This window comes from Knoellia koreensis, assembly GCF_013041615.1.
Classification (GTDB): domain Bacteria; phylum Actinomycetota; class Actinomycetes; order Actinomycetales; family Dermatophilaceae; genus Pedococcus; species Pedococcus koreensis.
Window position 1 is genome coordinate 788929 of record NZ_JABEPQ010000002.1, and the last position, 19658, is coordinate 808586.

At 71.8% G+C, this 19658-nt stretch carries 17 protein-coding genes; 7 read left to right on the forward strand and 10 right to left on the reverse strand.

Annotation, left to right across the window (positions count from 1 at the left end):
* Positions 1-28: 28 nt before the first annotated feature.
* Complete coding sequence (locus tag HJG52_RS12015; RefSeq protein WP_171243794.1) at positions 29-934, reverse strand: anti-sigma factor family protein; 906 nt, start codon at positions 932-934, stop codon at positions 29-31.
* Positions 931-1443 (reverse strand): sigma-70 family RNA polymerase sigma factor, encoded by a 513-nt coding sequence (locus HJG52_RS12020; RefSeq protein ID WP_346767713.1) that lies wholly within the window; start codon positions 1441-1443, stop codon positions 931-933. The genes HJG52_RS12015 and HJG52_RS12020 overlap by 4 nt, the downstream gene beginning before the upstream one ends.
* A gap of 154 nt (positions 1444-1597) precedes the next feature.
* Between HJG52_RS12020 and HJG52_RS12025 the strand changes: the two genes are divergently transcribed.
* Entirely contained in the window at positions 1598-2035 is a 438-nt protein-coding gene (locus tag HJG52_RS12025) for a DUF2231 domain-containing protein (protein WP_171243796.1), read from the forward strand.
* A 1-nt stretch (position 2036) separates the two neighbouring features.
* Here the strand turns inward: HJG52_RS12025 and HJG52_RS12030 are convergent, their stop codons facing one another.
* Genes HJG52_RS12030 through HJG52_RS12055 form a run of 6 tightly spaced genes read right to left on the reverse strand, consistent with a single transcriptional unit; the run spans position 2037 to position 7432 of the window.
* Positions 2037-3092, reverse strand: coding sequence for a hypothetical protein (locus HJG52_RS12030; RefSeq protein ID WP_171243797.1), 1056 nt, complete (start codon positions 3090-3092; stop codon positions 2037-2039).
* A gap of 10 nt (positions 3093-3102) precedes the next feature.
* A complete protein-coding gene (locus HJG52_RS12035) occupies positions 3103-3765 on the reverse strand; it encodes a GNAT family N-acetyltransferase (RefSeq protein WP_171243798.1) in 663 nt (220 codons plus the stop codon).
* Positions 3765-4271, reverse strand: coding sequence for a molybdenum cofactor synthesis domain-containing protein (locus HJG52_RS12040; protein WP_171243799.1), 507 nt, complete (start codon positions 4269-4271; stop codon positions 3765-3767). Before HJG52_RS12040 ends, HJG52_RS12035 begins: the two co-directional genes overlap by 1 nt.
* Entirely contained in the window at positions 4268-4762 is a 495-nt protein-coding gene (moaC, locus tag HJG52_RS12045; RefSeq protein ID WP_171243800.1) for a cyclic pyranopterin monophosphate synthase MoaC, read from the reverse strand. Before moaC ends, HJG52_RS12040 begins: the two co-directional genes overlap by 4 nt.
* A gap of 58 nt (positions 4763-4820) precedes the next feature.
* Positions 4821-6041, reverse strand: a complete 1221-nt coding sequence (glp, locus tag HJG52_RS12050; RefSeq protein ID WP_171243801.1) for a molybdotransferase-like divisome protein Glp — start codon at positions 6039-6041, stop codon at positions 4821-4823.
* Positions 6038-7432 (reverse strand): UTP--glucose-1-phosphate uridylyltransferase, encoded by a 1395-nt coding sequence (locus tag HJG52_RS12055; RefSeq protein ID WP_171243802.1) that lies wholly within the window; start codon positions 7430-7432, stop codon positions 6038-6040. Before HJG52_RS12055 ends, glp begins: the two co-directional genes overlap by 4 nt.
* 30 nt (positions 7433-7462) lie before the next feature.
* Between HJG52_RS12055 and HJG52_RS12060 the strand changes: the two genes are divergently transcribed.
* Positions 7463-8020 (forward strand): 5-formyltetrahydrofolate cyclo-ligase, encoded by a 558-nt coding sequence (locus tag HJG52_RS12060; protein WP_171243803.1) that lies wholly within the window; start codon positions 7463-7465, stop codon positions 8018-8020.
* Between the two features lie 105 nt (positions 8021-8125).
* Here HJG52_RS12060 and HJG52_RS12065 read toward each other — a convergent pair whose 3' ends face one another.
* The gene (locus HJG52_RS12065) at positions 8126-10771 is read right to left on the reverse strand and encodes a penicillin acylase family protein (protein WP_171243804.1); all 2646 of its coding nucleotides are present in this window, start codon (positions 10769-10771) and stop codon (positions 8126-8128) included.
* A gap of 47 nt (positions 10772-10818) precedes the next feature.
* On the opposite strand from HJG52_RS12065, the gene HJG52_RS12070 reads away from it, so the two are divergent.
* The 5 genes from HJG52_RS12070 to mscL all read left to right on the forward strand — a co-directional run bounded on the left by HJG52_RS12070 (position 10819) and on the right by mscL (position 15157).
* Positions 10819-12366 (forward strand): potassium/proton antiporter, encoded by a 1548-nt coding sequence (locus HJG52_RS12070; protein ID WP_171243805.1) that lies wholly within the window; start codon positions 10819-10821, stop codon positions 12364-12366.
* Between the two features lie 147 nt (positions 12367-12513).
* Complete coding sequence (locus tag HJG52_RS12075) at positions 12514-12843, forward strand: FmdB family zinc ribbon protein (protein WP_171243806.1); 330 nt, start codon at positions 12514-12516, stop codon at positions 12841-12843.
* 120 nt (positions 12844-12963) lie between these two features.
* Positions 12964-13827, forward strand: coding sequence for an S-methyl-5'-thioadenosine phosphorylase (locus HJG52_RS12080; RefSeq protein ID WP_171243807.1), 864 nt, complete (start codon positions 12964-12966; stop codon positions 13825-13827).
* A gap of 19 nt (positions 13828-13846) precedes the next feature.
* A complete protein-coding gene (gene cpaB, locus HJG52_RS12085) occupies positions 13847-14533 on the forward strand; it encodes a Flp pilus assembly protein CpaB (protein ID WP_240978010.1) in 687 nt (228 codons plus the stop codon).
* A gap of 264 nt (positions 14534-14797) precedes the next feature.
* Positions 14798-15157, forward strand: coding sequence for a large conductance mechanosensitive channel protein MscL (gene mscL / locus HJG52_RS12090; protein ID WP_171243809.1), 360 nt, complete (start codon positions 14798-14800; stop codon positions 15155-15157).
* A gap of 179 nt (positions 15158-15336) precedes the next feature.
* Here the strand turns inward: mscL and HJG52_RS12095 are convergent, their stop codons facing one another.
* Complete coding sequence (locus HJG52_RS12095; protein WP_171243810.1) at positions 15337-19656, reverse strand: AAA domain-containing protein; 4320 nt, start codon at positions 19654-19656, stop codon at positions 15337-15339.
* Positions 19657-19658 lie beyond the last annotated feature (2 nt).

The following is a 19658-nucleotide window of genomic DNA, read 5'->3' on the forward strand; positions in this document are numbered from 1 at the left end:
CGGTATGCCGCGTGGTCGCCTTCGCGGGTCAGCTCAAGGCAGCGCGCAGCACCGTCGTGTCCGAGTCGGCCAGGCGGATCTCGAGCGAGCTGATCTGCGCGACGTCCAGGTTGGAGAGGGCCACGGGGTGCATGACCGTGTCGGCCTGGGCGGTCCAGGCCTTGACCTGGGTGCCCCGTCCGGTGCGGTCGAGCACCCAGAGTGAGTACCGCGGCCCTGAACCCACGCCGTAACGCGCATCCGTGCGGGCCACCGAGCCGCTCACCGAGCCGCTCCCGACAGACGCCCCCGTGGAGGTCGGCCGGCTGTCGTCGGCTCCCTTGCCACCGGAACCGTTGCCCGACCGTCCGCTCGAGTCGTCGCCAGAACCTGTCGTCGAGCCATCCGTCGAGTACTGGCACTCGATCCGCAGCTCGGTCCCCTGCCGCAACGGCACCACGTCGACCACGGCCGTCATGGGGATGTCGTCGGCCACGGGTGCAAACGCCATCCGCTGTGGCGCCGCCAGCACGACACCGGACCGATCACCCACACCGGCGCCCTCCGAGCCGCGCTGCGACACGGCATACCCGGCGACACCGCCGATGAGCAGGGCCGCCGCCGCGGCCGCCAAGGGTGAGACCCACCGACGCCGCGCACGCGACCGCGAGCCAGACCGTGACGCCGCCGAGGAGCCGGGCCCCACGACCCGCGGCAGTTCGGGCATCAGCGACGCCGGCGGCCGGGCCAGCACCTCCTCCGGCGACCCGATCGCCAGCGCCTCGCCCGCCGGCACCTGGGCGAGCAGACCCGGCATACCGGCGATCTCGGCGACGGACGCACGACAGGAGGCGCACCCGGCCAGGTGGTCCTCGAAGCGCGCCCGGTCGGCGGCACTCAGCGCCCCGAGCACATAGGCCGCGTCCCAGTCGGCGAACTCGTCACGTGGGGTCATGGCCGGGTCACCCCCTTCTCCTGCAACGCCAGCCGCAGGCTGCGCAGCCCGTAGTGCAGCCGCGACTTCACGGTGCCCTCCGGCACGTGCAGCTCGGCGGCGATCTCCGCAACCGAGCGTCCCTCGTAGTAGGCAGCGGTGATGACGCGGCGGTGTTCGCTCGACACCTGCGCCAGCCCGTCGGCGATGAGCCACCGGTCGAGCACCTCGGTCGCGCGGTCCGGCTCGACCACCTCGGGCGCCTCCACCCCGGCCAGCTCGTGCCGCGACACCGCACTGCGCCACCGGTCGATGACGAGGTTGCGCACGACCGTGAACAGCCAGGCGCGGTGCTGTGGCTCGGTGCGCGCCCCCAGCTGCGGGTCGCGCCAGGCGCGCAGCAACGACTCCTGCACGACGTCCTCGGCAACCTGGGCGTCCCGCGTGAGGCGCAGCGCGAACCGCCACAGCTCGGCGGCGTGCCGGTCGTGCAGACCCTGCAGCACGGCCTCGCGCTGGTCCGCCTCCACCGCCACTCCTTCGCCCGTCACTGCCGCCAGCACCGCCCGGTCACCATCTCCCCGCACCTGATCTTCCCGCCACACCCCTCACCGGGAAAGGACGAAGCAGCCACCCGGAGAGTTCATGGCTGAACCACAGGAGTGCCCGCTACGTTCCCCGGTCATGGAGATCAACGGCCTGCCGGCCCACCCGCTGCTGGTCCACCTCGTCGTCGTCCTGCTCCCCCTCACTGCCCTCGCGGCGATCCTCGTCAGCCTGTGGCCAGCCGCCCAGCGCAAGCTCACCTTCCTCGTGCCGCTGGGTGCGGTCATCGGCGCGATCGCGGTCCCCGTCACCACAAGGGCCGGCGAGAGCCTCGCCGAGAAGCTGGGCAACCCGCCGTTCATCTCCCAGCACGAGGAGTACGGCGAGAAGGTCCTCCCCTGGGCCGTCGCGTTGGCCGTGACGACGACCGCGCAGTGGCTCTACCTGCGTCGTGGCGGCAGCAAGGCCGTGCGAATCCTGTTGTCCCTGGCCGTGATCGCGAGCGCGGCGGGCACGGCGCTCTACGTGTTCCTCACCGGCGACTCCGGCGCCCGCGCCGTGTGGGAGTCGAAGTAGCTCAGGCGCCGGCGACGCGGCGCTCGGGCAGCTCTGCGTCGCTCGCCGTGTCGGCGTACTCGGTGTCGGCATCCCCCACGAGGTCGGCCGAGGTCGGCGCAGGACGCGTGGCGCGCGCCTTCATCGTGTAGGTCGGGCGCGGCACCGGCACGGGGTCCCAGGTGAGCGGGATGTCGTCCTCGTCAACGAGCGGAGCGGGCGGGTATGCCGCGTGCTCGGTCTCGGCGTCCGGGCTCGCCTGGGCGGCGGGTGCCGCCGGCGTGGCTGGCGCGGCAGCGGGAGCCGGCTGCTCGATCGCGTGGATGTCGTAGAGCTCGGTGGTGCGGGCGGCCGGCGCCTCGGGAGCGGCGCCCTCGACTCCGGAAACATCGGCATCGGTCGCGGTTGCACGGGGCGCCGGGACGGCGGTCGCTTCCGGAGCCTGACGACGCACGGGGGCGGGCGCTGCCTGGCGCGGAGCCGGGCGGCGGGCCGCGGCACGGCGGGCGAGCCGGGCCTGCTGGACGGTCTGGCGGACCCACACGAACGAGCCCGCACCCGCAACGAGGGGCAGGGCGAGCAGCCACAGCGGCACGACGGAGAAGATCGCCAGCACCCCGACGAGGACGAAGGCCACGAGCGAGCCGAGCAACGACAGGCCCGGCGCCCGACTGGGGGCAGGAGCAGTAGCAGGAGCGGCCGGCTCCTCCCGGAACCGCCCACGGGGGGACGGCCCCCCGGTCGAGTGGGACAGCGGGGCGGCCGCGCCGACGGACGGCTCGACCGTCTCGGCCGACTCCGTCGCGAAGGCGACCGGGGTTTCGGCCCGCTTCACGAGGATCTGGGGACGCGACGCCCGCGCCGGGCTCACGGCATACGACTCACGGCGTGGGCTCGACAGGTCGGTGGCGGGCAGCGGGCTGCGGCGCTCGAGCACGCGCATCGACTCCGAGAACTGGTCGACCGAGCGCGCGGTGGCGAGGTGTTCGCGACGGCGCACCCAGTACTGGATGAAATAGGCAGCCCAGACACCGATGATGACCACGAAGATGAGTGAACTGAGACCGCCGGGCTGCACGAACACGACGTTAGGTGCCGTTCGTGCTGCTCCCGGGGACGTGCGGCGGTGTGTCGCCAATGTGACTGGTGTGATTGGTGTGCATTCGCTCGACGAGCGTCCGCCCGCCGAGGTCGTCGGTCGTCAGGGCGAACGACCGGTGGTCGCGCCAGCGCCCGGCGATGTGCAGGTATGCCGCCCGCGTCCCCTCCTCGCGGAACGCCAGCTTGCGCACGACGGCGAGGCTGCGGACGTTCTCGGGCCGGATGTTGACCTCGAGCCGGTGCAGGCCGAGGGTCGTGAAGGCGTGGTCGCCCGCCAGGGCCAGCGCGGTCGGCGCGACGTCGTGACCGGCGACCCGCTCGTCGACCCAGTACCCCGCGGCGGCAGACAGCAGCGACCCCCAGCTGATGCCGAAGAGCACCATCTGGCCGACGAGCCGCCCCTCGAACCGGATCGTGAACGGTGCCATCCGCCCCGCGCGCGCCTCGCCGTTGTAGTGGCGCACCAACCCACCGAACGACACCGCCGGCTGCCCCGGACCGGGCGACGTGGCCTCCCACGGACCCAGCCCCTCACGGTTGCGTGAACGCACCTCGACCCATTCGCGCTTGTCGCGACGCCGCAGCGCGTCGAGCACGACCACCTCGCCGGCCGGCGTCTGGCCGTGCAGCTCGACGGGCCAGATCGCCATCAGTGGTCGCCGCCCCGGATCTGCGAGATGGCATGGGGCACAACGGGTTCGAGCACCGCGAGCGCGTCCTTCACGCCACCGCTGGAACCTGGAAGGTTGACCACGAGAGTCGAGCCCGCGAGCCCGGCGAGACCTCGCGAGAGCATCGCGGTCGGCACCCCCTTGGCGACACCCGCGGCCCGGATCGCCTCGGCGATGCCCGGGACCTCCCGGTCGAGCAGGGGCCTAGTCGCCTCAGGAGTCCCGTCGGTGGGCGTGAGGCCGGTGCCGCCGGTCGTCACGACGAGGTCGGGCTGCGTGGCGAGCGCCGCCGACAGGGCCTCACCGACCTCGGGTCCGTCGGGCACCACGGTGGGGTCGCCGACGTCGAATCCCCACTGCCGCAACGCCTCCACGACGAGCGGGCCACCCTTGTCGGCGTAGACACCGGTCGCCGCGCGCGTCGAGCAGGTGATGACGACGGCACGGTATGCCGCGCGGTCGCCTCCGCCCTCCCGCTGACTCACGACTCGCTCCAGTCACCGGAGCGCCCACCGGACTTGGCGGTCACGCGGACATCGGTGATGCGGGCGTGCTTGTCGACGGCCTTGACCATGTCGATGAGCGCAAGGGCGGCAACGGCGACCGCCGTGAGGGCCTCCATCTCGATGCCGGTGCGGTCCGCCGTCCGGACGGTGGCGGTGATGTCGACTCCGTCGTCGGCGACCGCGAGGTCGACCTCGACGCCGTGGACGGCGATGGGGTGGGCCAGCGGGATCAGCTCGGGCGTGCGCTTGACCGCCTGGATGCCGGCGATCCGGGCCACGGCGAGGGCGTCACCCTTGGGCACGTCGCCGCCACGCAGGGCGGCGATCGCGGTGGCGGACAACAGGACTCGTCCGGCGGCGCTGGCCTGCCGGGCGGTGACGTCCTTGGCCGACACGTCGACCATGTGCGCGGACCCGTCGGCCCGCACGTGCGTCAGGTCCACGCGGTCATGACTTCGTGGGGTACTCATGCGGGGTCCCCGCGAAGTATCTGGGGGAGCGAAGCGGAGGAAGAACTTCGTGGGGTCATCACTGCCCCTCCCGTCCGAGCAGGGGCAGGCACTCGATGGGATCGCCGGGCCGCACTTGGGTGACGTCCTCGGGGATGACCGCGAGGGCGTCGGCGGCGGCCAGTGCTCCGAGCATGTGCGATCCCTGACCCCCGGCGAGCCGGGCCTGGTCGTCGTCGAGCGTCACGCGCAGGAACTCCATCTTCCCGGGGACCGAGGTCATCGGCTCGGCGGCCACGGCCGGCACGTAGCCGGGCGGGAAGGACGGTTCGGGTCGCCCGGCCATCGCGCGCAGCGCCGGCGCGACGAACACGTGGAACGACACGAGCGCGCTGACGGGGTTGCCGGGCAACGTGAAGACGGGCACCTTCTCCTCGCCGAGCGTGCCGAAACCCTGCGGCATACCGGGACGCATGGCGACCTTGTCGAACTGCATCGTCCCGACCCGCGACAGCACCTCCTTGACCGTGTCGAACGCGCCCATCGACACGCCACCGGTCGTGATGATCGCGTCGGCCCGCACGAGCTGGCCCTCGAGAGTCTCCCTCAGCTGTCGGGCGTCGTCGCGCACGCCGCCGACGCGGTAGGGCGTGGCACCCACGGCGGTCACGGCGGCGGTGAGCATGACCGAGTTGGAGTCGACGATCTGCCCGAACGCGGGGGTGCGCCCCACCTCCACGAGCTCGTCGCCCGTCGAGAGCACGACGACACGCGGTCGCGGCGCCACCCGCACCCGGGCCACCCCGGCAGCGGCAAGCAGCGCGATCTGGCCGGGGCCGAGCAGGGTTCCGGCGCGCAGGATGACGGCGCCGGACTCGACGTCCTCGCCGACTTCGCGCACGTGCTGCCCGACCACGGAGGCCTTGCGCACCTCGACCCGCACCAACCCGCCGTCGGTGGCCTCGACCGGCACCACGGCGTCGGCGCCGCGCGGCATCGGGGCGCCGGTCATGATCCGCATGGTCTGGCCCGGCACCAGCGACAGAGCCGCGGTGTTGCCGGCCGCGATGTCACCGACGACGGGCAGGACGACGGGCGACTCGGGAGCCGCGCCGGCGACGTCACTGGCGTGAACGGCATACCCGTCCATGGCCGAGTTGGTGAAGCCGGGCAGGGACCCCCGGGCGGTGACGTCCTCGGCGAGGACGCAGCCCTGGGCGTCGAGCACACCGAGCTCGAACGGCCGGATCACGGAGACGGTCGTGAGGATGCGGTCCAGGTGCTGTTCGACCGAGATCACGAGACCGAGAGCTTCCCGTCGAGAGTGGCGCCGTCCTCGACCCGGATCGGCTCGTCGCCCTCGACCACGACGTCTCCGACGCAGCGCACACCCGCCCCGAAGGTCGCGTCGGCGTGCACAGTGAGGGAGGTGCAGTCAACGAGCGACGGTGCGCCGGAAGGGAATCGGGAGTCGAAGTCGTCGATCAGCTTGTAGTGGTCGTCGAGGTCGACCCGCGGGTCGGGCCGGTCGCTGCGGGCCACGACGCGGCTCTCGTCATCGAGGGCGAACAGGTCGGAACGCAGCAGCAGCAGCTCGTTGGTCGTCTTCACCGGGCGGAACCGGCTACGCGGCACCTGCAGCGCACGCGAGCCCTCGAACACCTCGATGGCCGCACCCATGGCCGACTCGACCTGGATCACCTTGGGGGTGTCCTTGCGGCTCGGGTCGACGGTCTTGCGGTTGACGATGATCGGCAGGCCGAGGACGCCGTCGCGCTGCTCCAGCGCGGTCGCCAGGACCTCGATGTCGACCCACAGGTTGTTGGCGTGGAAGAGGCGGTGGCGGTGCTCGTCCTGGAAGAAGTGCTGGTCCTCCTCCGGCGTCATGGCGCTGTCCCGCAGGACGAGCTGGCCGTCGGACTTGCGAATGGCGAGGTGGCCGCCCTTGCGGTCATTGGCGGTGCGGTGGCACACCTCGGCGACGTAGGGGATGTCCTCGCGGGCCATCCAGGCCGGGATCGTCGGATCGCACGTGGCGCCGAGGTTGTCCGAGTTCGAGAGGAACACATAGCGGAAACCCTTGTCCTGCAACGTCTTCAGGATGCCGCTAGCAAGAAGGGCGACGTAGACGTCGCCGTGACCGGGCGGGCACCACTCGAGGTCGGGATTCGCCGGCCAGTCCACGGGGGTGAGGTCATCGGCGAGCAGCTTGGGCTCGGCGTTCTGGAGGAAGTCCAGGGGCAGGCCGTCGACGGCGAGGTCGGGGTAGGCATCGAGGACGCGCAGCGAGGCGTCGCGGGTGCGGAAAGAGTCCATGAGCAGCAACGGCACCTGCACGTCGTAGTGCTTGCGCAGCGCGAGGACCTGGCGCGCGATGACGTCGAGGAAGCTCAGCCCGTCGCGGACCTCGAGCACCGACTTCGGACCCGACAGGCCCATGCTCGTGCCGAGGCCGCCGTTGAGCTTGACGACCGCGGTGCGGCCCAGCGCCTCCGCGCGCTCCTGCTCGGTGACGTCGAGGTCGTCGAGGGCCTGGACATCGCCGATCGGGTCGATGCTGGACTCCGGGATGAGGCCGGTGCTGCCCGCCTCGAGCTCGCGGTAGTAGTGCTCGAAGACGCGGATCGCGCGCTCGTCGATGTCGCGATCACGCATGCGCTCCACTGCTGCTGCCAGACCGGCGTCGCTCATGGTGGCAACCCTAGTGCGACGATTCTCGACATGACCGTTCCGTCCCAGCCCAAGGACGCGGTGCGCGCTGCGGGGCGCGAGCGCCGTCGCGAGCTGGTGCCCGGGCGTGACCGCGCGGCCGACGCCTCGGCCATCGCCCGGCTGGGCCTCGATGCCGCGTATGCCGCGGGCGTCGCCCCCGGCGACTGGGTCGCCGTCTACGAGTCGTTGCCGTCGGAGCCACCGACGGGGGCGCTCGTGCAGGCGTTGGAGGCACGCGGCATACGCGTCATGGTGCCCATCACGCTCACCGACTGGGAGCTGGACTGGCGCGAGGTCGGCGATGCGGACGGGACCCCGCTGGGGCTGGACGCCATCGGTCGGGCGCGGGTCGTCTTCGTCCCGGCGCAGACCGTCGACCTGGCTGGCACGCGCGTGGGTCGCGGCAAGGGTTGCTACGACCGGGCCCTGCCGCGCACGTCGGCCCGTGTCATCGCCGTCGTGCACCCCTGGGAGGTGTCCGACGAACCGCTCCCCCACGACGCCCACGACCGCCCCGTGGATGGCGTCCTCACCGCCGACGGGCTGACCCCGCTCGAGCGCACCTGATGGCACCCGCGCGCGGACGTTGGCCGCTTGTCGGCCCGTTGGCCGTTATCCCGACCACGAACGCGAGAACCGACCAGCTTTCGCCGCCGGCGTCAGCGGCCGGGGTCAGTTGCCGGGTGAGGCGGTGGTCGAGGCCGGCACCAGGGTGAGCTCGTCGCCACCGGCCGCGCGGACGGCCTTGTCAGTGAACGGCCACGGGTAGAGCTCGTTGCGGACCCACGCCTTGGTCTGATCCGAGTAGTGGTCGGAGTAGACGTGGCCGCTGTTGCCGGTCTGGTTGACCCACCGCGACGCGTCGAGGTTGGACAGGTCGACGACCATCCGCATCGACGGCGCCCAGTCGACGTCGTATGCCTCGCCGGGCTCGCCGTCGAGGCCCTTGCTGGCGTTCCACCCGTTGGCGTTGACGATCGCCGAGCCGCCCGGCATGTCGAACGGTCCCTGGTTGAACAGGTCGCGCACGAACCCGGGCGCGCCGTCGCCCCCGAGCACCTGGTGCCGCAAGGTCAGCTGGTGCAGCCGTCCCCAACGCCAGTCCTTGGGGTCCTTGCCGAGCTGCTTGGTGAGGTCGAGCCGGGCGTCGACCAGGGCCTTGCGCAGGATCTCCGCCTGGCCCTCGGTCACCCCGGCCGTGCGCTTGTCGTCCCACCACGACGACTTCGGTGTCTTGAGCAGCTGCGTCATGGCCGCCATCCACTGGTCACCACCGTCGGCGCGCAGGTCCTTGGGCAGCTCGTCGTTGAAGGTGAGATCGAGCAGCCGCGCCCAGACCGCGTTGTAGTAGGCGGCACCCGCTGCGGCATCGGAGTCGTCGGCGGGCTGGGTGAAGTTCCAGCCACGCAGCAGGTCCTGGGCCTGCTTGGTGAAGTCGTCGCCACCCAGGTTGACCGACAGCAGCGCCTTGACCAGCGTCGGAGCGAACTGGTTCCGGGTGTCGCCCTGGACGGTCGACATCGTCTCCGTGGTGACCTTGCGGTTGTCACTCAGCAGGTCGCGGATGCGCTGCGCCCGGTAGCCGTAGTCCCACTCGCTGGTGAGGAACGGGCTGCTGCTGCGCGTGACGGCCTGGTTCGCTGTGACGATGAAGCCCTCGGGCGGGTTGTACGACCACGGCAGCTCGTTGAACGGCACGTAGCCCTTCCAGTCCCACGAGGAGACCCATCCCGGTCGGATCCAGTAGCCCGGCGCGGACTCCATGTAACGGGTGCGGATCGGGATGCGGCCCGGGGCCTGGTAGCCGATGTTGCCGGCGGTGTCGGCGTAGATGAGGTTCTGCGCTGGCGCCGCGAAGTCGGCTGCGGCCTTGCGGAACTGCTGGAAGTCCTGCGCGGTGTTGATGGCAAAGATCGCGTCGGCCGTCTTGTTCGGCTCGAGCCCGGTCCACTGGAGGGCGACCTCGTAGGAGCCGGGACTGGTGCGCCCGTTGACCGGTGGCGTGTCACCGGCCTCGGCGACCGGTTGCAGGGCGTCGGAGAGCAACGGTCCGTGGGCGGTCGAGCGCACCGTGATCGTCTGCTCGCCCCCGCCGCCGATCTTGATCGTCTCGGTGCGCATCGTCAGCGGGACCTGCTTGCCGTCGCGCAGGTAGGAGTCGCCGCTCACCTGCTCGAGGAAGAAGTCGGTCACGTCGGGCCCGAGGTTGGTGAACCCCCAGGCCACCTTGTCGTTGTGCCCGATCACGACGCCGGGCAACCCCGAGAACGAGTAGCCGCTCACCTTGAACGGACAGGAAGCCGACACGGTCCGACAGTTCAGCCCCACCTGGTACCAGATGCCCGGAATGCTCGTCCCGAGGTGAGGATCGTTGGCCAGCAACGGTTTTCCGGTCGCGGTGCGGCTGCCGCCGACGACCCACGAGTTCGACCCGATGCCGTCACCGCGACCCACAGTCGCCGGCACGGCGGCCAGCGCCCGAGACACCGCGGCATACGCCGCCTGCACCCCCTTGTCGGTCGGGGACGGGACGGCGGCGCGGGTGGTGACCCCACGCGCGGGCAGCGCCGGGACGGCCGAGTTGGCGCCGCCCGCCGAGGATCCCGGCCAGTCCTGCGGCGACAGGATCGGCTTGTTGGTCTCGAAGTCGTAGGACGGCCACAGCTCGTTGATCTGGTTGATCGGCATCGTGCCGGCGAGGCGGGCCCGCATCAGCTCGGCGTCGTAGTCGCCCTTGAGGTCCCACGCCATCGCCTTCAGCCACGCCAGCGAGTCGGCCGGGGTCCAGTCCTCGACGCGGTAGTCCGGCACTTTCTGCCCGAGGAAGACGTACTCGAGCGACATCTTCGACGGTGTGCCGGCCTGCTTGATGTAGGCGTTGACGCCATCGGCATAGGCCTGGAGGTAGCGCCGCGTCTCCGGCTTGAGGGTCGGCAGCTCCTGCTCGGCGGTGCGCCGCCAGCCGAGGGTGCGGATGACGCGGTCGGTGTCGAGGCCGTCCGCGCCGACGAGCTCGGAGAGGCGCCCGGCCGTGATGTGGCGGCGCAGGTCCATCTCGAAGAAGCGGTCCTGCGCATGCACGAATCCCTGTGCCTTGAACAGGTCTTCGGCCGAGTCGGCATAGATCTGCGGTATGCCGCGGTCGTCGCGAAGGACGGTCACCTTGCTTCCCAGCCCGGCCACCTGGAGCTCACCCTCGATGGTCGGGAACGGCCGCCTCACCCAGGTGACGGCGAGCACGGCAGCGATTCCGATGACCACGACCAGCAGCGCCGCGACTGCCACGGCGATGCGGCGGATGAGTTTCCAGCGCGACACCCTGCGAGACTATCCGCACCGCGACGAGGGAAAGGACGTGACGGGCCGTGCCGACCGGATTCACCTCTGCCGCCAGCGAGTCCTTCACGTTGCACGACCTCACGCCGGCCCTGCTGATCGGCTCGATCGTCCTGCTCGTCTCCGTCGTCGCCGTGCGGCTCTCGGTCAAGTCCGGGCTGCCGTCGCTGCTGCTCTACCTCGCCATCGGCTTGGCCATTGGCGAGTCAGGACCGTTGCTGCACATCGACTTCGAGTCCGAGGAGCTGACCCAGGTCCTGGGCTACAGCGCGCTCATCCTCATCCTCTCCGAGGGCGGGCTGAGCACCCGGTGGGAGGGCATCAAGCGGTCGGTCGCGCCGGCCGCGGTCCTGTCGACGGTGGGCGTCCTCGTGTCGGTGTTCGTCGTGGCGCTGGCCGCCCGGTTCGTCCTGCACCTCGACTGGAACACCGCCCTGCTCGTCGGCGCCATCCTGTCCTCGACCGACGCGGCGGCCGTCTTCTCCGTGCTGCGGCGGGTGCCGCTGCCGCGTCGCATCACCGGCATGCTCGAGGCGGAGTCGGGGTTCAACGACGCCCCGGTCGTCATCCTCGTGACCGCCCTCGCGGCGCGCAGCGCCGACCCGTCGCACGCGGAGCCGTGGTGGCAGCTCGGCATCACCGCGGCATACGAGCTCGCCGTCGGCGCCCTCGTGGGACTCGCCATCGGCTGGCTCGGCGGCAAGTTCATGAAGCGCGTGGCGCCGGGTTCGTCGGGCCTGTTCAGCATCGGTGTGGTCGCGGTGACGGTCCTCGCGTATGCCGCGGCCGCGTCGATCCACACGAGTGGCTTCATCGCCTGCTACCTGGCGGCGTTGGTCCTGGGCAACTCGCGGCTGCCGCACGGGCCGGCGGTCCAGGGCCTGTCGACCGCGCTCGGCTGGCTGGCGCAGATCGGGCTCTTCGTCCTGCTCGGCCTGCTCGCGTCACCGAGCCAGATGGGTGACCAGATCATCCCAGCCATCGTGATCGGCCTCGTGCTGCTGCTCGTCGCGCGACCGCTGTCGGTCATCGTGTCGGTGGCACCGTTCCGCATCGGCTGGCGCGACCAGGCGTTCCTGTCGTGGGCGGGCCTGCGCGGCGCGGTGCCGGTCGTGCTCGCGACCGTGCCGGCGACCGCGGGTGCCGGTCAGGTCAGCTGGATCTTCGAGCTGGTCTTCGTGCTCGTCATCATCTTCACGATCGTGCAGGGCAACACGCTGCCGTGGGTGGCTCGACGGCTCGGGGTGGTCGAGGACTACAGCGCGCTCGACCTGGCCGTGGAGGCCACCCCGCTGGAGGAGCTCGACGCCGACCTGATGCAGGTCGACGTGGGTCCGGCCAGCAAGCTGCACGGAGTCGAGATCTTCGAGCTGCGGCTGCCCGAGGGCGCCAACGTCACCCTCGTCGTGCGCGGGGACAAGGGTTTCGTGCCGGCCAGCAACACCGTCATCCGCACCGGCGACCAGCTGCTGATCGTCACGACCGCCGAGGTGCGCAGCAGGGCGGAGAAGCGGGTCCGCGCGGTCAGCCAGTACGGCCGCCTCGCCGGCTGGACCAAGGGACCGCCGCGCAGTTGAGTGCCTGAGACCGACCCATGGGTCGTCCTCAGGCACTCAACTGGGGAACAAAGCACGGCCGGTTCGGCCTTACACTTGGCACTCGAACGTTTCGAGTGCCAGTCTGCCGGGCGACCCCCGACCGGCCCACGACCTTCAGGAGCAACCGTGCCCACGTACACCTACGCGTGCACCGACTGCGGCCACCGTTTCGACACGGTGCAGTCCTTCAGCGACGACGCGCTCACCACCTGCCCCGAGTGCAGCGGCAAGCTGCGCAAGGTCTTCAGCCCGGTCGGTGTCGTGTTCAAGGGCGGCGGTTTCTACCGCACCGACTCCCGCAGCGGCTCGTCCTCGTCGGTGCCGGCTTCGTCGTCGGAGTCCAAGTCCGACTCCGGTTCGTCGGCGTCATCGGGCTCGTCGGGCTCGTCGGGCAAGGGCGAGTCCTCGAGCAGCTCCGCCAAGGCGACCACGAGCACCGGCGGCTCGGCCGCCTGAGCCGGCCACGCGGCATACCTCACGGCGCTCGTCCTCCACAGGGGACGGGCGCCGTCGCCTTTGTCCACAGGCGTTTTCGCCCGTATGCCGCGTGCTCACCTGCGTGCGTAGGCTGCCGGCATGGCTTCCTCCCCCAGTGACGGCACCGACGGCACCGGCGACCCGCGCGCGACGCTCGGGCTGATCGGCGGCTCGGGGTTCTACGAGTTCTTCGAGTCGGCGGAACGGGTGAAGGTGACGACACCGTTCGGTGACCCGAGCGACGACCTCGTCATCGGCGACGTCGGCGGGCGGCAGGTCGCGTTCATCGCGCGGCACGGGCAGGGGCACCGGTTCCCGCCGCACAAGGTCAACTACCGGGCCAACCTGTGGGCGCTGCGTTCGGTCGGGGTGCGGCAGGTGCTGGCGCCGTGCGCCGTCGGGTCGCTCGTGCCCGCCAACGGACCGGGCACGGTGGTCGTCCCCGACCAGGTGGTCGACCGCACGTGGGGGCGCGAGCAGACGATCTACGGCGAGGAGGGGCAGGTGGTCCACGTCGGGTTCGCCGACCCCTACTGCCCGCGGGGGCGCGCGGTGGCGGTGCGGTCGGCGCGCGAGGCCGGGCTGCCGGTGGTCGACTCGGGGACGCTCGTCGTCATCAACGGGCCGCGGTTCTCCTCCCGCGCCGAGTCGCAGTGGCACCAGGCCGCGGGCTGGTCGATCGTGGGCATGACCGCGATGCCGGAGGCCGCGATCGCCCGTGAGCTGGCGATGTGCTTCACGACCATCGCGCTGGTCACCGACCACGACGCCGGGGTGGAGGGCGGCGACGCGGTGACACACGAGGAGGTGCTGCAGGTGTTTGCCCGCAACATCGACGGGCTCAAGCAGGTGCTTCGCACCGCGTTGACGGCCATGCCTGCCGACGAGACCGATGCTGACGCGACGTGCGCGTGCCGGCGGGCACTGGACGGCATCCAGCTGCCGTTTGCGTTGCCGGACTGAGGGTTGCGGGGGGGTCGTGATGGTGGGGATGGCGCGACGGCTCGTCGCTGCGCTCGGGGCGAGCGGGCGACGGGCCGACTGGCGGCGGCACGTGCTGCGGCGGCTGCTGGCGGCCGGGTGCGCGGTCGTCGCCGTCCTGGCCGGGCTCGCGGTCGTGCGCCAACCGGCGGACCCGACGGTGCCGGTGCTCGTGGCGGCGCGGGCGATCCCGGCGGGGGCGCCGGTCGAACCCCAGGCGGTGCGGGTGGTGCGGTGGCCGGCGCGGTTGGTGCCGGAGGGTGCGGTGCGTGGCCCCGGTGAGGTGCTGGGGCGGGTCGTGGTGAGTCCGGTGGCCCGCGGGGAGACCTTGACGGCGAGCCGGTTCAGCACGCGGTCGCTGCTGGCCGGGCGACCGACCGACCAGGTGGCGGTCCACGTCAGCGTGGCCGACGAGGGCGCCGTGGCGATGGTGTCGGCCGGCGACCGCGTCGACCTCGTCGGCGCCGGGACCGTGGTGGCCCGTGACGTCGAGGTGCTGCGGGTCGACCGGCCGGTGCGCACGGACTTCGGTGCCGTGATCGAGGGCCAGGGGTCGTCGTCGGGGTATGCCGCGGGCGGGCCCGGACTGGTGGTGGCGGCCGACCCGCGCGCCGCCGAGGCCATCGCCGGTGCGCCGGTCGATGCCACCGGGCGGCCGGATTTGCGGGTGCTGCTGCGTCCGCGGTGACCCGCGGTGAGGCGAGCGGTACGGCGAACGGTGCGGTTAGCGGTGTGGTGAGCTGAGCTGTAGTGACCCGAGCCGCGGCCTTGGTTTGGTCCGCCCCTGAACAGGCCATTAACACGCCACTTACGGGAATGACGCAGCACACGCACCAACTTGTGACCGATTCGTGACGACGAAACACCCTGCGTGCATGTTGCGCGGTGGGGCGCATTTGTCGCTACGGTTACTCGCCGTAACGGCATCAACATCGAAAGGGCGGGACAACCCATGAAGGGTTTCAAGGATTTCGTGATGCGGGGCAATCTCGTCGAGCTTGCCGTCGCATTCATCATCGCCACCGCGTTCGCGGCTGTGGTCAAGACCTTCACCGACATGCTCATGGCGCTGATCGGCAAGATCTTCACGACCCCGAACTTCGACACGTACCGCCCCGGCGGCGTGCCGGTCGGTCCGTTCCTCACGGCTCTGGTCGCGTTCCTGATCCTGGCCTTCATCGTCTACTTCTTCGTGGTCAAGCCCTACGAGATGGCCAAGTCCCGCTACGCGACCAAGGAGGAGGACGCCGCTCCCGACGAGGACATCGTCCTGCTCCGCGAGATCCGCGACGCGCTCACCCGCCGCGCCTAACCGAGGCGCTCAGGCATTGAGCAGCGGACGCCGCGCGCGTCCACCGTTCGCCGAAGGCGCCGCATCCTCCACGGGGTGCGGCGCCTTCGTCATATCCCGCACTCGTTGCCGACCGCTCGGCATCCGGACCCCATTTCGCGCCACCATGCCGACTCACCGGCAACGAGTGCTGGTTTGGTTTAGTCGCGGCCCCAGTGGGGCGGGCGCTGCTCACGCAGCCAGCGCTCGTGGGCGGCGTCGTCGGGGCGCTCGCCCCAGCCCTCGTCGGTGTCGTCGCGAGTCTGGTCCGGCTTGGCCTTGCGCTTGCGCCCACGCACGATGCGGCGCTGCCGGGCCTTCTGGTCCGGCTCGGGCGTGAACTCGGGTTCCTCGGTCGGCTCCTGCACTGGCCCCTGCTCGCCGGAGGCGGCCGACTCGTCAGGCACAGGCGGCTCGGATGGTGGCCGGTTCTCGGTTTCCTGGTCGGAGTTCCGGCCAGATTCCGCAGAATCGGCCACAGTCTCGGCGGGCTCAGCCTCCGCCGCCGTCTCGCCGGGCCCGGGCTCGGGCTCCGCCTGGGACGCTGCGCGGATGCTCTCGGCGGCGTTGCGCGCCGACACCGCCTGCTGCACAGCCGAGTGCACCCGGGCCACGTCGCGGGCCGGGTCACGGAAGAGGTCGGTGGACCAGACCCGCACGTGCATCCAGCCGAGCCGACCAAGCTGCTCACCGCGCAACCGGTCGCGGTCGCGAGTGCTCGGCATCGCGGCATACGCAGCCCCGTCGGTCTCGACGGCCACGAGCACCGAGCCGGGTCGGTCGGGATCCTCGACCGCGAGGTCGATCGGGTGCGCCTGCGAGCCGAACCCCTCGTGCACGACCAGCCCGGTCTTGCGCAACCGCTCGGCGAACTCCGCCCGCAGCGGATCCCGTGTCGACGACGTTCCATTTGGGTGGGTTGCCGACGTCGACGACGTTCCATTTGGGTGGGTTGCCGACGCGGCGGGGTCCGCGGCATACGCGAGGAAGTCCCGCAGCATCTGCGCGCCGCGCGCCTTGAGCCGCGACGGGTCGAGGTCGGCGGCGACGAGCGAGGACACCACCGTCATCCGCCGCCGCGCCCGGGTGATCGCGACGTTGAGGCGACGCTCGCCGCCCTCGAGGTTGAGCGGGCCGAACCGGTGCAGCACGCGACCGTGCGGGGTCTTGCCGTAGCCGATCGCCAGGATGATGGCATCGCGCTCGTCACCCTGGACGCGTTCGAGGTTCTTGACGAAGAAGCGCTCCGGCCGGTCCTCGTCGAAGAACTCGGCAACGTCGGCGTTGGCCTCGGCGGCGAGCGCCCGGCGCAGCGCCTCGTCGATGCGGTTTGCGTGCTTGATGCCGAGGGCGATGACGCCGAGGGACTCGTCGGGGCGGGTGCGGGCGTGGTCGAGCACCAGGGCGATGACCCGCTCGACCTCGGCGTCGGTCGACTCGATCGCCTCCTCCCCCGGCTGCACCACGCCGGCGCCCTCGACGGCCTCGAGCCGGACCACCGGCTCGGTCCCGGTGCCCGGAAAGGTCACCAGCGAGCCGTCGTACATCTCGCGGTTGGCGAATGCCACGAGCCGCTCGTCGAGCGACCGGTAGTGCCACGACAGTCGGCGGGTCGGGAGCGCGGCGGTGAGCACGTCGAGCACCGACTCGAACCCTTCGGTCAGCGCTTCGTCCTCGACCGGCGCACTGGCCTCGTCGTCGACCGCGGAGGTGAAGAACGACGTCGGCGGCAGTTGCCGCTCGTCACCGGCGACGACGACCTGACCCGCGCGCGAGATCGCCGAGACGGCCTGCGCCGGCGGGATCTGGGAGGCCTCGTCGAACACCACGACGTCGAACCAGCGGCCCGGCGGCAGCACCGATGCGACGACCAGCGGCGACATCGCCCAGGCCGGCTTGATGGCCGTGAGCGTTTCACCGGCCAAGGGCAGCAGGTCGCGCAAAGCCTTGTGCCGCCTGGATTTTCCGGCCTCCGCGCGCACCAGAGCTTCCTGCTCGGGGTGGTCGGCGAGCACCTCGCGCAGCCGTCGCCCGGCACCGGCGCGCACCCGACCGGCACTCGCCTGGAGGTGCGCGCGGTCAGCCGCGACGTACTCGCGCGCGACCCGCTGCAGCTGCGCACCGTCGTGGGCGCCGTACCGCGGGTCACGGACGGTCAGGTCGTCGGACAGCGAGGCCCACCAGACGAACTCGAGCTCGCGCGCCACGTCGTCGGCCGCGACACCTCGGTCGGCGAGCTCGTCGACGAGCGGGCCGAGACCGGCTTCGCGCAGTGAGTCCAGGGTGCCCAGCACCCGCGGCACCACCGTCAACCGTTCGGGCGTGGCCGCCAGCTCCGCGAGCCGCCTGCGCAGCGCCGGCAGGTCGGTCTCGAGCAGCGCGCCGCCTTCGGCGGTGGTGGCCAGACGCGACCCCAGCCAGGTGAGCTCCTCGGCGAGGGTCCGGTATGCCGTGCGGGCGCGGTCGAGGTCGACCGGGATCTCCGGGCGGCCGCCGGCGCCGGCCATCTGCTGCCACGCGGTGCGCTGGGTCTGCGCGTCGGCGAGGGCGGCGTGCAGGTCGGCCGGCGGGGTGCCGGGGCGCAGCAGCGAACGCGCCTGGCTGCGCAGCCGCCAGCGCGACCACCAGCCGAGGTCGGTGCCGTGCTCCTTGCGGTATGCCGCGGAGCCGGTGGCGGCGACCAGCTCACCGAGCGGGAGGTCGAAGACCTCGGGACGAAAGACCTCGAGGGTGTCGCGGACGCGGCCGACCGTGTCGAGCACGTCGCCCCAGTCGGTGGGTCTGGTGGCCTCGGGGAGCTCGACCTCGGCGAACACCTCGCGCATCGTCTCGGCGACCTCGTCGAGGCCACCGTGGGCGAGACGGGCGGTGATGTCGCGGGCGCGGACGGCCTCATCGGTGGTGGCGATCCGCGCACCGAACCACGGGTCGCGGCTCTCGCCGGTGTCGCTGACCCGGCTGCCGGCGCCAGCGACACCACCCTCCGGGTCGGACCCCGCGGCGGAGCCCGTGGCCGGAGCACTGGCGGGAGCAGTGGCCGGCCCCGACGCCGACGCCGCGTCGGCGGCGCTGTCGTTGCTGCCTGCCCAGGCGCCCAGCGACGCTGCCTCGGTGAGCTGGCGTCCCAGCTCGTCCACCCGCTGCCGGGAGAGGCCGGCCAGCTGTTCGCCGCGCAGCCGCACGCGCGAAGTCGGCGGGTGGGGCTCGGCGCTCAGGCGGGAGATCGCCTCCTGGGCCTGGTGAGCCGAGACGCCCCACGGTTCGCGCACCTCGTGCAGCGCCGCCGCGTGGTCGACGAGCTGGCGCCGCCGGTCGACGAGGGCTCGTTCGAGCTCGCCGGTGTCGGGGTCGCGGGTCTGCACGGACTGGTCCAACGCCTGACCGAACTCGCGGGCGAGGCGCCGCTTGTTCGACGCTCCGTCATAGGCGTCGAGGACGAGGTCGCCGAGCCCGACCTGCTCGAGCCGCGACAGGACGGCGTCGATGGCGGCGCGCTTCTCGGCCACGAACAGGACGCGCTTGCCCTCGCCCGCCAGGGTCGCGATCAGGTTGGCGATGGTCTGCGACTTGCCGGTGCCCGGCGGGCCCTTGATGACGAGGTGGGCTCCCGAGCGCACCGCGTCGATCGCGGCCTGCTGGCTGGAGTCGGCGTCGAGCACGAGCAACTCGTGCGCCGGGTCGGCGTCGACCGGGCTCTGCGGCACCTCCGACCGCACGGCACGCAGGGCGCCGGGGTCGCCCGCGAGCGCAGCCACCACGTCGTGGTCCGCCAGGGCCGGCCCCTGCGCTGCCAGGTCGGCGACCATCGGCAGCTTGGCGTAGGAGAACGTACCGACCACGAGCCGTGGTGAGACGACGAAGTCCGGCACGGACGCGCACAGCCGCGTCAGGGCGGCATACACGGGGATGGGGTCGAAGGCCCCTCCCGCGGTGGCGAGGTCCTCGAGCGCGCCGGAGTCGACGTCGATGCCCTGCTCGGAGCGCAGGTAGTGCGCGAGCACGGGGTTGAGCTCGACGTCGGCCCCGAGGTCGAGGGTGAAGTCCTCGCGCGCCGCGCCGGTGGGCCGCAGCACGCACGAGCGCAGGAGCACGGGCGCGGCCGGGGCCCGGCCGGCGCCCCGGATGGTCCAGGTGGCCATGCCGATCGCGATGAAGCCGACCGCGATGCCGCGCTCCTCGAGGAGCTCGACGCTCTTGGCGCGGATGGTGCGGGCCCGGCGGCGGGCGTCGTCGAGGGCGGCGGGCTCACGCACGAGGTCCGACAGCTTCGTGGGGCGGCCGGCGAGCAGCATGGCGAGGCCGCCCGGGTGGGCGTTGGTGAGGTCGAGGGTGCCGCTGGGGAGGTCGCGGTACCAGAGCAGGGTGTTGCGCCCCCCGAGGTCGACGAGGTGCCGCTGCCAGGTCTTGACCGCTGCCGCGACCCGCTCCCCACGCGGGTCAGGCTCGGCCGAGGGCAGGGGCTGGTCGGACGGGGCACTCACCG